The following is a 13,683-nucleotide window of genomic DNA, read 5'->3' on the forward strand; positions in this document are numbered from 1 at the left end:
ATATAACTTCAGATTATGCATAGACTCCGCTCGCTCATCCCCTCGGCCAATTACCTCTTCGTGTTTGAGGCGGCGGCCCGACGGCTGAGCTTTACCGCGGCAGCGGAAGAGCTGAATGTCAGCCAGCCAGCGGTGAGCAAGACGATCAAGCTTCTGGAAGAAGCCACCGGATTGAAGCTTTTCCGACGCGAGCGCAGCCGTCTGGAACTGACGGCGGAAGGCCAGCGGCTTTATCGCGAAACGCAGGAAGCATTCGACCATCTGCACATGGTCATCTCGTCCATGCGCAAGAAACACTCGCGCGATATCATCCGCGTGTCGTTCTCGGCATCCTTCGTGCAGCTGTGGCTTTTGCCACGCCTGAAAGGGTTCAAGGAAAAGCATCCGGATGTGGCGCTGCGCATCGAAGAAAGCAGCCGCGACGATCAGGATCTGCTCGAAGAAGATATCGACGTTTCGGCGCGTCTGGGGAGAGGCAAATGGCCGGGCATCCTCGCCTGGCCCTTCGTGACGGAGGAAGTCTGGCCGGTTTGCAGCCCCTCATATCTCAAGGAGCGCGGACAGATCGAGGAAGCGAGCGATCTTCTGAACCACACGCTGCTGCATTTTGAGGAGCGCCACCGTTCGCGGCTTGGCTGGCGCGAATGGCTGGAACGTTCCGGCGTGCAGAACCCGCGCATTGAACAGGATTTCGTCTTCACCGACGCGCTCAGCTCCATCGAGGCTGCGGTGCAGGGGCAAGGCGTAGCGCTTGGCTGGAAACACCTCGTCCATGATCATATCGTGGCCGGACGGCTTGTGCCCGCCACGCATATTTTTCATCGGTCCGGCGATACGATCCATCTCGTCATGCCCGCTCAACGCCCGCCAAAGCGGGGGGCTGAACTGTTCCGCGACTGGCTTCTCGAACAGGGCGCAGACGCGGAACTGGATATATAGGCCCTCGGCCTATTGCGCGAACACCACCGTCTTGTGCCCATTGAGCATGACGCGGTTTTCCAGATGCATCTTCACCGCCCGCGCAAGAACCCGGCTTTCGATATCGCGCCCGGTGGCGACGAAATCTTCCGCGCTCATGGAATGCGTGACCCGCTCCGTTTCCTGCTCGATGATCGGGCCTTCGTCGAGATCCGGCGTCACATAATGCGCCGTTGCACCGATCAGCTTCACGCCGCGCTCGAACGCCTGATGATAGGGCTTTGCACCCTTGAAGGATGGCAGAAACGAATGGTGGATGTTGATAATCTTGCCGAACAGGCGGTTGGAAAGCTTATCCGACAGCACCTGCATATAGCGCGCAAGGACGACGAGATCGGCCTGCGTCTCACGTACCAGATCGATCAGGCGGGCTTCCTGCTCGGCCTTGTTGTCCTTGTTCACGCCCCAGGCATGATAGGGAATGCCCGCACTTTCCGCCGTCTCGCGGCTGTCTTCATGATTGGAGACGATGGCGACGACCTCGGCATTCAGCCAGCCGACGCGGATCTGATAGAGAAGATGCAGCATGGCGTGATCGAATTTGGACACCATGAGCACGATCTTCGGCTTGCGGCTGGCATCGGCCACCGCGAATTTCATGCCGAACCGCTCGCCTGCCGGTTTCAGTGCATGCTCAATCGCCTCACGCGACATGCCAAGCGGCGCGCTGAAAGCAATACGCATGAAAAAGCGGTTGGTCAGCCTGTCGCGAAACTGATTGCTTTCCACGATATTGCCACCGATGGCCGCCAGTTCCGTGGTGATGGCCGCCACGATGCCGGGCTTGTCATCGCAATCGAGCGTGAGGACAAAAAGGGCTGGTTCGACGGCGGCGACAGAGCGCACCTTCGCGGGCATGTCGTTCATGGTGGTTCCTTAAGACTGATCAGTCGTTCTTGGGAGGCTTTCCGAAAGCGTATTCACCGACCTTCGGCACGAAATGCGGGTGCTGATAACCGGCAGGCTTGTCACCGACCGAAACGCCGGTGTTGAGAATGCCCGCCTGATAATCCGGCGCAAAAAGCGAATAGGGATAAGTGGACTGAAGGGCGCTTGCAGCCTCCAGTCTGACGCGCAACTCATCCGGAATTGTGAATGCGAGCGCGCCCAGATTGTCGTCGAGCTGTGCAAGCTTGCTTGCGCCGATAATGGCTGCCGCAATGCCCGGCTGTGTCACCACCCAGTTGAGGGCTACCTGCGCAATCGGCTTGCCCATAGCATCTGCAACCTCGGCCAGCGCCGTGACGATGCGGGTGTTACGTTCGGTGAACAGCCCCAGCCCTTCGGCATTGTCGCGGTTCAGGCGGCCTTCGCCGCCCGCGCGATATTTGCCCGACAGAAGCCCCATGGCCAGCGGGCTCCATGCGGTGATGCCAAGGCCGAGATTTTGACCGAGCGGCACGAATTCCTGCTCGATGCTGCGCTCGACCAGCGAATAGGGCAGTTGAAGGCTGATCGGCTGCGAAAGCGCATGCGCTTCCGCCCAGGTTTGCGCCCGCGCTGCATACCAGGCAGGCACGTCGGAAAGGCCGCAATAGCGGATTTTACCCGCGCGGATCAGATCGTCGAAGCCGCGCATGACTTCTTCCACAGGGGTCATTCCGTCCCAGGTATGCACCATATAGAGGTCGATATAATCGGTCTTCAGCCGTTTCAGCGACTGGTCGACCGCCCGCATCATGTTCTTGCGGCCATTGCCGCCGGCATTGGGATTGCCCGGATGCAGATTGTTCGAATATTTGGTCGCAATCACCACGCGATCCCGTGCGCCCGCTTCCTCGACAAACTTGCCGACCAGTGTTTCGCTGAGACCCGCGCCATAGGAATCCGCCGTGTCGATGAAATTACCGCCCGCTTCCAGATAACGGTCGAAAATAGCGCGCGCATTGCCCTCGTCGGTGCCCCACGACCCGCCGATCCCCCTGATCCCGGCATTGCCGAATGTCATCGTGCCAAGCGCCAGACGGCTGACACGAAGACCGGAACGACCGAGAAGGAAATAATGATCGAGCGCCATGGCGGCACCTCCGCAATATGCCAAAATGCAGGTTGTTGCGGATGCGGCGGTCAGCCGCCGCATCCTATCGTGATGATGAGATTACTCGATGAGCTTTGGCGCACCGGTGTCACCAGCGCTTTCATCGAGACCGTAGGACTTCAGGATTTTGGCAATCGTGCCGTCCTTGTGCATTTCCTCGATATTGGCGTCGAGTGCAGCACCGAAATCCGTCGCGCTCTTGGCATAAGGCAGGCTTGCCTGCGCCGCTTCCTTGGTGGCACGGATGCGCGGATCGGGCTGCGCAACCTCGACCTTGATATCCTTGAGCGTACCATTCTTGGCCGCATAAGCGCCGGTCGAATAACCATCGATGCCGATGTCGATGCGCCCTGATGCAAGATCCTGATGCATGTTCACGGAGTTCGGGTAAAGGCGCAGTTTTGCACCCAGAAGTTTCTTGGCATCGGTGACCCAGAGGTAACCCTGAACGGTGCCGACATTCTTGCCGACCAGTTCCTCAACGGTCTTGGCGCCATCCTTGGAATAAAGACCCATCTGGTCCTTATAGAGCGGATAGGAAAGGTTCATCACCTTGGCGCGTTCGGCGGTGCGATACCAGTCACCGGTGGTGATATCGGCCTGACCCGACAGCACATACTGGATGGCCGCAGCCGGATCGACGGCGACCGGCTTGACGGTCAGGCATTCGCGCTTGGCGAATTCGGTGGCGATATCGCCATCGAGACCCTTCAGCTTGCCGCTCTCATCCATGAAGGAATGCGGTGCATAGGTGGTGACGGCAATCGTCAGCGTGCCCGGCGTGATGGTCTTGAACTCATGCTTCGGCTTGCAATCCTCTGCGAACGCTGCCGAAGACAGGCCCATGAGCAATGCGGCGCCGAGAACACCTTTGCGTATCATCCCGTTTTTCATCTTCTACTCCCCTTTATTGTTGTGGGCATTTATTGTTGCGTTGGGTTTTATCGGGTGGCGTAAGCGGATGAGCGCTTCTCCACATAGGAAACGATCCATGCTGCCGGAATGCAGATCGTGGCATAGAGCAAGCCGGCCAGCAGCAAAGCAGGCATATAGCGGAATGTGTTGGACCCGATTTCGTAGGCATTGCTGACGAGTTCCGGCAGGGCGATCGTGAAGCAGAGCGACGTGCCCTGAAAAATCAGGATCGCAAAGCCCAGTAGCGCTGGAAGCGCCACGCGCAGAGCCTGCGGCAGCAGGACAAAGCGCAGTTCGTCAAGCGCATTGAAGCCCATCGCCTCTGCCGCCTCGCGCTGGCCGTGATGGATGGATTGCAGGCTCGCGCGGATGATCTCGCTGGTATAGGCCCCCGTGTTCCAGGCCAGCGCCACCACGGCAGCCGAAAACGAAGTCATCGTCAGACCGGTCGCAGGCAGGCCGAAATACATGAACTGCAACAGCACCAGCGCCGGAGCGCCGCGTCCGATCTCGACCAGAAACAGGCTCAGATAGCGATTGAAGCGCGATTTTGCACCGACGCCCAGCGCCAGCAGAAGCCCGAGCGGGATGCCGATGGCGAGGCTCAGCGCCGCCACCTGCAAGCTGACTTGCAACCCGCCGAGCAACGCGGGCATCCATTCGTAGAATTCTTCAGAGGTCGGGAACATCAGCGCGCCACCTTTGCTCTCAGATAGCTGTCGGCAGAGCGCGACAGCCACGCGACGGGGAGGCTCAGGAAGATGTAGAACAGGCCGACCAGCGCGAAGACCTCGATGCCCTTGAAGGTGAGCTGCGACACCTGATTGCCCCGGAAGGCGAGATCCGCGACACCGATGGTCGAGGCAACGGCGGTTTCCTTCATCAGCCCGATCAGATAGCTCGCCGCCGATGGCAGCGCGACGCGAAAGGCTTGCGGCGCGACCACATCGACCAGCGTGTGGCGCGTGCCGAAATTCAGCGCCGTCGCGGCTTCCCACTGGCCATGGTGAAGGGAGGCCAGCGCGCCGCGATAGATTTCAGCCATATTCGCCGATGCGATCAGCCCAAGACCGATCAGCGCCGCAATGAAAGGATTGATCGGCATAATGCCCATGCCAATGCCGAAGAAGATGATGAAGAGCCAGAGGATCGGCGGCAGAGCGCGCACGATCTGGATCAGCACAGCCGCGATCCACCGTACCGGCGCGAGACGCGCCTGACGCGCGGCGAGAAGCGGGACGCCGAGAATGCAGCCGATTGCGAAGGAACCCAGCGTCAGCGCTATGGTCCATGGCAGGCCGCTCAGAATGAGGAGAACATTGTCCGCTGTCATCGGTCATGCACCGCACGAAGAAACCGCTTCGTGCGTTCCTCTTGCGGATTGCGCATGACATCCTTCGATGCGCCCTTCTCGATGATGCGCCCATCGGCCATGATCATGACCGTATCGGAGACATTTTCCGCAAAGCCCATTTCATGGGTCACCACGAGCATGGTCATGCCGCTTTCGGCAAGCTCGCGCATGACGGCAAGCACTTCAAGCCCCAGTTCAGGATCGAGCGCCGAGGTCGGCTCGTCGAACAGCATCACCTGCGGATTGAGCGCCAGCGAGCGCGCGATGGCGATGCGCTGCTGCTGACCACCGGAGCAACGGCCGGGATATTGTGTCGCCTTGTCAGCAAGACCGACACGTTCGAGAAGCTGGATCGCCCGCTCCTCCGCTTCGGCCCGGCTGCGGCCCAGCACGCGCTCCTGCGGCAGGCTGACATTGCGCAGAACGCTCATATGCGGGAACAGATTGAACGACTGGAACACCATGCCAACCGTATTGCGCAACTCTTTCAGCTGCGCAGTACGCGGCGCCTGAGTGGCGTCGAGTTTCACCTTGCCGACCGTCAGGAGGCCGCCATCCGGCCTTTCCAGATAATTGATGCAGCGCAAAAGTGTGCTCTTGCCCGAGCCGCTGGGACCGATGATTGCCAGCACTTCGCCTTGCGCAACTTCCAGATCGATATTCTCAAGGACGAGATGCGCCCCGAAATGCTTGCTCAACCCCTCAAGGCGTATGAGCTTCGATGCGGAGGCAGGCGCATTTGCCACGCCAGCAGACCCTGACACCAAAGTCGGTCGCATTGCGTTCAATAACCGCACTCCCCTTTTTTATCATTCATCGCGACAGTCCCATCTTTACGCGGATGCGGGCCGGAAATGCCTGCAAGACACGCTGGATCTATGCTCGTTCTGGCGGAACCTTGATTATTTATTATGCCGCCGACGTTCCCTTTATCTTCATCACGATAGTGACCGCTGGAAAGATTACAAAGGCAAAAAATGTCTACAACTTCATAACTCTTAGTTATGAGGTCATGCCTCTGGTTACAGATCCTTGCCCAGCCGCAACGCGTCATAAATGGCCGCATGGGTGTTACGGGCCGCAACAGCATCGCCAATCCGGTAAAGCTCGAAAGCGCCTTGCGCATTTCTGACAACGGCCTGCTTGCGCCCTTCGATCAGGGCGTCGTAATCGACCACGCCGAGGTTGCGGGACTGGGGCTTCAGCTCGAAATACAGCGCATCCATCGGCCTTGTACCGTCATTGATGACGATCTGGTCAAACTCGCGTTCGCTGACGGGCGCGCCATAATCGCTGCCAATCCGCGCAATTAGCCGGTTGCCGTCGCGGTGAATGCCTTCCAGACGATAGCCGACCGTGAAGGTGACGTCCTTCTTTTGCAGGCTGCGCATATAGGGCACGAGATTCATGCCCATAACTTCCGGTGCGAATGTGCGGTCGGCGGTCATGATCTCGACTTTGCCGCCCGCATTGGCGATGAATTCCGCCGCCTGTAGCCCGGCATGATCTCCCGCCTCATCAAAGACCAGCGCATTGGTTCCCGGGCGCACATCGCCGGAAATGATATCCCAGGCGGAAACGGCAAGCTCGTTGCCCGCACCAAGCAGGCTCATTTCCGGCATGCCGCCGGTCGCGATGATCGCCACATCCGGCGCTTCCGCCGTTACCGTGTCGGCCTCGGCCCAGGCATTGAAGCGGAAATCGACACCAAGTTTTTCGCACTGCGCCATGCGCCAGTCGATGACGCCCATCATCTCGCGCCGACGCGGGCTCTGCGCCGTCAGCCGCACCTGACCGCCCGGCTGGCTCGCCGCCTCGAAGACCACCACCTTATGGCCGCGCTCGGCGCTAACGCGCGCGACTTCCAGCCCCGCAGGACCAGCACCGACCACCACTATGCGGCGGCTTTGTTCAGCCTTGTTGACCACATGCGGCATCGAGGTCTCCCGACCCGTGGCGGGATTATGAATGCAATAGGCTGCACCGCCCTGATAAATCCGGTCGAGGCAGTAATTCGCGCCGACGCAGGGGCGGATTTCCTCTTCCCGCTTTTCAAGGATTTTGCGCACGATATGCGGATCGGTCATATGCGCGCGCGTCATACCGACCATGTCAAGCTTGCCGGATGCGATGGCATGACGCGCCGTTGCCACATCCTGAATCTTGGAGGCATGAAACGTCGCCATTCCGGTGCTGGACCGGATTTCGCCCGCGAAATCCAGATGCGGCGCACTTGGCATGCCCTGAATGGGAATGACGTCGGTCAGACCGGCATCGGTTTCAATATGGCCGCGAATGACATTGAGAAAATCGACCAGACCGCTGTCCTTCAGCCTGCGGGAAATCTCCAGTCCATCCGCACGCGTCAGTCCGCCTTCCAGCGTCTCATCGGCGACATAACGGATGCCGACCAGAAAATCCGGCCCAACCCGCTCGCGAATGGCGCTCAAAACCTGAAAGGAAAACCGCAGCCGGTTGTCGAGCGAACCGCCATAATCGCCATCGAGTTCATTGGTCAGCGGCGACCAGAACTGGTCGAGCAGGTGGCCATAGGCCTCCAGTTCCAGACCGTCGAGACCGGCGGCTTTCATCCGCTCCGCCGCATCGGCATAATCGCGGATGATGCGCTCGATATCCCAGTCTTCGGCCCGCTTGGGGTAAGCGCGATGGGCCGGTTCGTGCTTTGCCGTTGACGACACGGAGGGCAGCCAGTCGCCCTTGTCCCAACGGGTGCGGCGACCGAGATGGGTAAGCTGGATCATCACCGCCGCGCCGTGCTCATGGCATTCGTCGGCCAGCATCCGCAACCAGGGCACAACCTCGTCCTTGTATGCCAGCACATTGTTGAAAGCAGGTGGACTGTCCTTCGACACCGAGGCGGAGCCTGCCGTCATCGTCAGCGCGATGCCGGCCTTGGCGCGTTCGACGTGATAGGCGCGGTAGCGCTCCTTCGGCATACCGTCATCGGCATAGGCTGGCTCATGCGAGGTGAGCATGATGCGGTTACGAAGCGTCAGATGCTTGATGGTAAGCGGCTGCAACAGCGGATCGGCTGACATTTCGATCGTTCCCATTTGTTGTTTTCAACAAGGCTAGCTAGAAATGTACATGACTGTCAATTTAATAATCATAAGTGTCATTTTGCCGTACAAAACTGTCTAGTCTTCTTGCCAAATGCCGGCTGTCTGGTAGAACTGACACCATGGAACAACCGGTGACAAACGAAACAGGATGGCGCGGATCGCCCGACCTCTGGCTGGAGGCCGCTTATGATGCGCTGATCGAAAGCGGCGTGGAGGCCGTGCGCATTTTGCCGCTGGCCAAACGGCTCGATCTGTCGCGCACCAGTTTCTACTGGTTCTTCAAGGACCGTGAAGAGCTGCTTGATGCCCTGGTTACCCGCTGGCGCGACAAGAACACCGGCGCGCTTCTCAAACAGACGGAAGCCTATGCAGAGACGCTTGAGGAAGCGGTTCTCAATGTTTTCGACTGCTGGCTCGACCGGGATATTTTCGATCCGGCATTCGAATTTGCGGTGCGCAGCTGGGCGCTGCAATCGGTGCAGGTGGAAGAGGAAGTGCGCGCCGCCGATGCAAGCCGTCTGGCCGGTCTGGCGCGCCTGTTCGAGCGGTTCGGTTTTGAACCTGTGGTTGCCGATGTTCGCGCGTGCACGCTTTATCTGGTGCAGATCGGCTATATCTCGATGCGCACGCAGGAAGACACCGCGTTGCGACTGGCGCGCATTCCGCATTATGTGGCGGCCTTCACCGGCAAAGCCCCGTTGCAAAAAGAGATGGATCGCTTTCTCGCGCGCCACGTCGCGCCCCGGTAAGGTCTCCTGATCCGGCTAACTTCGATGGGCCGTTTCAGGCTTTTACCCGGCGAATAATTCTGGCAATTCCGGTCGGCCATAGGCCCGATTTTCTGTCAACTTCCTGTCATACACACGTCATGCAATCCGAATAGAAGCGGCGAAACCGTTCAGATTGCAGGCAGATGTTAAACAGCCATCCAGTATCCGCAGATATCGCCGTTCAGACAGCTGGCCTAAGCCTCGCCTATGGTCCGGCGACCATTCTGAACGACATCAGCCTCACGCTTCCCAAGGGCCAGACCCTTGCGTTGCTCGGGCCGTCCGGTTGCGGAAAGACGACGCTTCTGCGTCTCGTTGCAGGTCTGCTCGAACCGACCAAAGGCTCCGTCACCATCAATGGCGTCACCGTTGCAGATGCCGACAGCCGCAGCTTCATTCCGCCGGAAAAGCGCCATCTCGGCATGGTGTTTCAGGATTATGCGCTCTGGCCGCATATGACGGTCTTCGGCAATGTCTCCTTTCCGCTCGAAATGCGCGGCATCAATCGTGCCGACCGTGAAAAGCGCGTCGCCGCCGCACTGGATCGTGTGGGCCTTTCGGGCTTTGGCAATCGCTCCATCAGTGACATGTCCGGCGGGCAGCAGCAGCGTGTAGCGATTGCCCGCGCTATTGTCGCGGAGCCGGGACTGGTTCTGTTCGACGAACCTCTGTCCAATCTCGACCGCGAATTGCGCGAAAACATGGTGACGGAAATCGGCCAGCTGGTCTCCAATCTCGGCCTGACGGCCATCTATGTCACTCACGACCAGAGCGAGGCTTTTTCGCTGGCCGATCAGGTTGCCGTCATGCGCGGCGGCGTGATCGAGCAGCTGGCTGCGCCAGAACAGCTGGTTGCCCAGCCGAAGACGCCTGAAGTCGCCGATTTCCTGCGTCTGGGATGTGTCGTGCCGGTCGAACATCATAACGACGCCTATCGCATCACTCGCACCGATATCCGCATCGCTCACAATACGGGACAGGATGCTGCCCTGAATGCAGTCACGCATGTGCTTTTGCCATCGCGGTCGGTGCGCAGCGTACCGCTCAATGACGAGGCGATCCCGGCCACCGTATTGCGCAGCCAGTTTCGCGGTGACGGACATCTGACGACGGTTCGGATCGGCATGGACGAAGCCGGACATGAACTGACCTATCTCGACGGTATTCGCCTGTCGCCGGGTGCTCCCGTCGGCATCGCCATTGATCCGGGCCAGCTGCGCTGGTTCTCGAAGTAAGACCATTACAGGCAACATCTCAGGAGCTACAGATGAAGAAATCGATCCTCGGTGCCAAAGTCGCGGCAGGCTTTGCGCTCATGACCGCACTCTTCGCGAGCACGGCGGCTTATGCCGATATCACCGTCTATTCCGCCGGTCCCGGCAGCCTGATTGAAAAGCTCGCCACGGGCTTTACCGCCAAGACCGGTGCGAAGGTCAATGTCTTCCAGGCGACGACCGGCAAGATCATGGCCCGCATCGAGGCCGAAGCCGCCAATCCGGTGGTGGACGTGCTGATTTCGGCATCCTGGGACACGGCGACGGATTTCGCCAAGCGCGACTGGCTGGTCGCCTATACCAGCCCCAATGCCGAAAAAGTGCCGGATTTTCTCAAGAACGAAACCGCCGTTGCACAGGGCGTTTCGGCGCTCGGCATCGCATGGAACCCGGCCAGCAAGACCCCGAAGCCGACCGAATGGGCCGATCTCGCCAAGCCTGAGTACAAGGATCTGGTGAACCTGCCCGATCCGGCACAGTCGGGCGCTAGCTTTGAGCTGGTCGCCGCCCTTCAGTCAACGCAGGGCTGGGATCTGTTCAAGAACCTGCACGCCAATGGCGCAACCGTTGCCGGTGCCAATGCAGAAGCGCTGAACCCAGTGCTTCAGGGTGCCAAGGCCGCCGTATTCGGCGCTGTCGATTACATCTCGCTTGCAGGCAAGGCCAAGGGTGAGTCCATCGACGTGATCTTCCCGGCTTCCGGCACGGTTGTTGCGCCGCGCCCGGCCATGATCCTGAAATGGTCGAAGAACCAGGACGAAGCCAAGCAGTTCATCGATTACATGCTGTCCGACGAAGGCCAGAAACTGGTTGCTGCAACCTATCTGATGCCATCGCGCACCGACATTCCTGCCAATCGTCCGCTGATCAACGACCTCAAGGTCCTGACCATCGACGCCAAGGAAGTCTACGGCAAGCGCAATGAAACGCTGAAGGAATTCGGCGCGATTTTCGCAGCCGGCAATTAAGAAGCATCGTCATGAAGACAAATAGCAGCGCTGGCGCAAACCCGCTCGGACTTGTCGCCACCGCCGGACTGGCGCTGGTTGTGGCCGTCCCCTTTGTCTTCATCATGCTTCAGGCTGTCTTTCCAAAACTGGGACAGGGCTCGCTGGCCGAGCCCTTCCTGCATCTTCCGGCCTTGTTCGATGATCCGAAGCTTTTGCGCATGAGCGCCAATACGGTGCTGCTCGGCCTTTGTGTAGTCGTGCTGTCAGCACTGATCGCCGTGCCGCTCGCGGTGTTTCGCGCACTTTACAAGGTGCCCTTTGCGGTCGTCTGGGACGTGCTGATGCTCGTTCCCTTCATGATCCCGCCCTATATCGCGACGCTTGGCTGGATCATGACCTTGCAGCCGCGCGGCTATCTCGAACAGCTGACCGGATTTCATCTCGCGCCGTTTCTGTTCTCGCTCGCGGGTATGACCTTCGTGATGGCGCTCAACACCTTCCCGCTGGTGTATTTCGCCGTATCGCGCACCATCGAAGCGGTCGGCGCACGCTATTCCGATGTGGGCCGCGTCTTCGGCGCATCGCCATGGCGGTCCTTCTTCCGCATCACCCTGCCGCTCGCCACGCCGGGGCTGGCGGCAAGCCTGCTTCTCGTTTTCGCCGCAGCAATCGAGGAATATGGCACACCCGCAGCGCTTGGACGCCGCTCGGGCTTTGAAGTGCTGGTGACGGAAATCGACCTGCGCATTTCCGACTGGCCTATCGATCTGGCCGGGGCTTCGGTCTTTTCGCTCACTCTGGTTTGCCTGTCGCTTGCGGCCTTTCTGATCCAGCGCTGGATTTTGACCCGTCGCTCTTATGTGACCACGGGCGGCAAGCCGCAATCGAAGGACAAGCGCCCGCTGGGCGCAATGACCGCGCCAGTGGTGGCGCTGTTTGCACTGGTTGCATTTGCGGCCACCGGTGTTCCGCTCCTGGCGATCCTCGCCACCGCTTTGTCCAAAACCGTATCCGGCGGACTGACGTCCGCCAATCTCGGCTTCGACAATTTTGCATCCATCGCCGAAAATAGTGCTGGCGGCATGCGCGCCTTGTTCAACAGCCTGTCGCTCGGTCTTGGCAGCGCGCTTTTGACCGGATTCCTCGGTGCCGTCGCCGCCTATGCCGTAGTGAAGATGCGGTTTCGTGGCCGCTTCTGGCTCGATGTACTGACGGTTTTGCCCAATGCTCTGCCCGGTGTCGTCGTGGCGGTCGGCCTCATTCTGGCTTGGAACCAGCCGTCGCTGCCGATCTCGCCCTATAATACGCCGCTCATTCTGCTGCTCGCCTATTGCTGCATCCTGCTGCCGCAGCCGATCCGCTATGCAACCGCAGCCTTTCACCAGATTGGCGACAATCTGGAAGCCGCTGCCCGTGTTTGCGGTGCTAACAGCTTCACGGCTTTCCGCCGCATCATGCTGCCGCTGATCGCACCAAGCCTGATCACCGCCATGCTGCTGGTGTTTGCGGTCGCAACGCGTGAACTGGTCGCCTCGGTTCTGGTCGCGCCTGTCGGCATGCAGACCATATCCATCTTCATCTGGCGTCAGTTCGAACAGGGTTCGGTCGGGCTTGGCATGGCAATGGCCTTCATCGCCATCGTGATTACGACATTCGTGCCGCTGGTGTTGCTGGGCGTGCTCAAGCGCTTTGAGCGCACGGGCGCTTAGACCTTAACAGCCACTTCGCCAAGACCGCCACGAACGCGCTTGATCACTGTCACTGCCAGAAGCAGGCACAGCAGCGGTTGAACCCAGAAGGCCCAGCCCGGCAATCCGCCGTCGATGGCGATCCACGCGCCAAGAACGCCGAAGACCACCGCGCGGTCGCTCTTGCCCATCGGCCCGTCATAGCGTCTGCTCGCGCCCAGTGAAGCGCCTGTAACGCCGACAAACTCAGTCAGAACCGCAAGCAGAACGATGGCGAACATCCACGCACCGGAGAACGGCGCGACAAGGACGAATGGCGCATAGAGTGCCGCGTCGGAAACGACATCGCCAACCTCGTTCAGATAGGCGCCGAGTGTACTCTTCTGGTTGTGCTCCCGCGCCAGCATTCCATCCACCGCATTGAGCGCCATGCGCAGGAAAAGCCAGACCGGCACCAGCGCGAACCAGACCGCGCTACCGCCCCAGAAAAGCAGCGCGCCAAGTATGACGGACCCCAACGCCGCGCCTATCGTGACTTGATTGGCGGTTACTCCGGCACGGGCAAGTCGCACCACAACAGGCCTCAGTAAATTCTGGAATTGTGACTTAAGCTGATAGACGGACATCGAGAAT

General features: G+C 59.6%; 13 protein-coding genes. 5 read left to right on the forward strand and 8 right to left on the reverse strand.

Annotated features, from left to right (window positions below; all coding sequences use genetic code 11):
- The first annotated feature begins 15 nt into the window (after positions 1-15).
- A complete protein-coding gene (locus QBD01_RS14200; protein ID WP_182521388.1) occupies positions 16-939 on the forward strand; it encodes a LysR substrate-binding domain-containing protein in 924 nt (307 codons plus the stop codon).
- A gap of 9 nt (positions 940-948) precedes the next feature.
- On the opposite strand, the gene purU is transcribed toward QBD01_RS14200, so the two are convergent.
- The 7 genes from purU to QBD01_RS14235 form a co-directional block, all read right to left on the reverse strand.
- Positions 949-1,845, reverse strand: a complete 897-nt coding sequence (purU, locus tag QBD01_RS14205) for a formyltetrahydrofolate deformylase (protein ID WP_280993335.1) — start codon at positions 1,843-1,845, stop codon at positions 949-951.
- A gap of 19 nt (positions 1,846-1,864) precedes the next feature.
- Positions 1,865-2,995: an aldo/keto reductase gene (locus QBD01_RS14210; protein ID WP_280993336.1), complete on the reverse strand. Its 1,131-nt coding sequence runs from the start codon at positions 2,993-2,995 to the stop codon at positions 1,865-1,867.
- An 81-nt stretch (positions 2,996-3,076) separates the two neighbouring features.
- On the reverse strand, positions 3,077-3,910 hold the full coding sequence (locus tag QBD01_RS14215) for a transporter substrate-binding domain-containing protein (RefSeq protein WP_078338139.1): 834 nt from the start codon (positions 3,908-3,910) through the stop codon (positions 3,077-3,079).
- Positions 3,911-3,957: 47 nt separating this feature from the next.
- Positions 3,958-4,620: an amino acid ABC transporter permease gene (locus QBD01_RS14220; RefSeq protein ID WP_078338140.1), complete on the reverse strand. Its 663-nt coding sequence runs from the start codon at positions 4,618-4,620 to the stop codon at positions 3,958-3,960.
- Positions 4,620-5,264 carry an amino acid ABC transporter permease gene (locus QBD01_RS14225; protein WP_182521383.1) on the reverse strand — a complete coding sequence of 215 codons (645 nt, stop codon included), beginning with the start codon at positions 5,262-5,264 and terminating at the stop codon, positions 4,620-4,622. The genes QBD01_RS14220 and QBD01_RS14225 overlap by 1 nt, the downstream gene beginning before the upstream one ends.
- On the reverse strand, positions 5,261-6,073 hold the full coding sequence (locus QBD01_RS14230; RefSeq protein WP_280993337.1) for an amino acid ABC transporter ATP-binding protein: 813 nt from the start codon (positions 6,071-6,073) through the stop codon (positions 5,261-5,263). The genes QBD01_RS14225 and QBD01_RS14230 overlap by 4 nt, the downstream gene beginning before the upstream one ends.
- A gap of 234 nt (positions 6,074-6,307) precedes the next feature.
- Entirely contained in the window at positions 6,308-8,344 is a 2,037-nt protein-coding gene (locus tag QBD01_RS14235) for an NADH:flavin oxidoreductase (RefSeq protein WP_280993568.1), read from the reverse strand.
- A gap of 143 nt (positions 8,345-8,487) precedes the next feature.
- Between QBD01_RS14235 and QBD01_RS14240 the strand changes: the two genes are divergently transcribed.
- The 4 genes from QBD01_RS14240 (at position 8,488) to QBD01_RS14255 (ending at position 13,071) form a co-directional block, all read left to right on the forward strand.
- The gene (locus QBD01_RS14240; RefSeq protein WP_280993338.1) at positions 8,488-9,117 is read left to right on the forward strand and encodes a TetR/AcrR family transcriptional regulator; all 630 of its coding nucleotides are present in this window, start codon (positions 8,488-8,490) and stop codon (positions 9,115-9,117) included.
- Positions 9,118-9,281: 164 nt separating this feature from the next.
- Entirely contained in the window at positions 9,282-10,373 is a 1,092-nt protein-coding gene (locus QBD01_RS14245; protein WP_280993339.1) for an ABC transporter ATP-binding protein, read from the forward strand.
- Positions 10,374-10,405: 32 nt separating this feature from the next.
- Positions 10,406-11,380 carry an ABC transporter substrate-binding protein gene (locus QBD01_RS14250; RefSeq protein ID WP_280993340.1) on the forward strand — a complete coding sequence of 325 codons (975 nt, stop codon included), beginning with the start codon at positions 10,406-10,408 and terminating at the stop codon, positions 11,378-11,380.
- Between the two features lie 11 nt (positions 11,381-11,391).
- Positions 11,392-13,071 carry an iron ABC transporter permease gene (locus QBD01_RS14255; protein ID WP_280993341.1) on the forward strand — a complete coding sequence of 560 codons (1,680 nt, stop codon included), beginning with the start codon at positions 11,392-11,394 and terminating at the stop codon, positions 13,069-13,071.
- Here the strand turns inward: QBD01_RS14255 and QBD01_RS14260 are convergent.
- On the reverse strand, positions 13,068-13,676 hold the full coding sequence (locus QBD01_RS14260; protein ID WP_280993342.1) for a CDP-alcohol phosphatidyltransferase family protein: 609 nt from the start codon (positions 13,674-13,676) through the stop codon (positions 13,068-13,070). The two genes, QBD01_RS14255 and QBD01_RS14260, sit on opposite strands and share 4 nt — an antisense overlap.
- Between the last annotated feature and the right edge of the window lie 7 nt (positions 13,677-13,683).

It is taken from the genome of Ochrobactrum sp. 19YEA23 (genome assembly GCF_029909865.1).
Classification (GTDB): Bacteria; Pseudomonadota; Alphaproteobacteria; order Rhizobiales; family Rhizobiaceae; genus Brucella; species Brucella gambitense.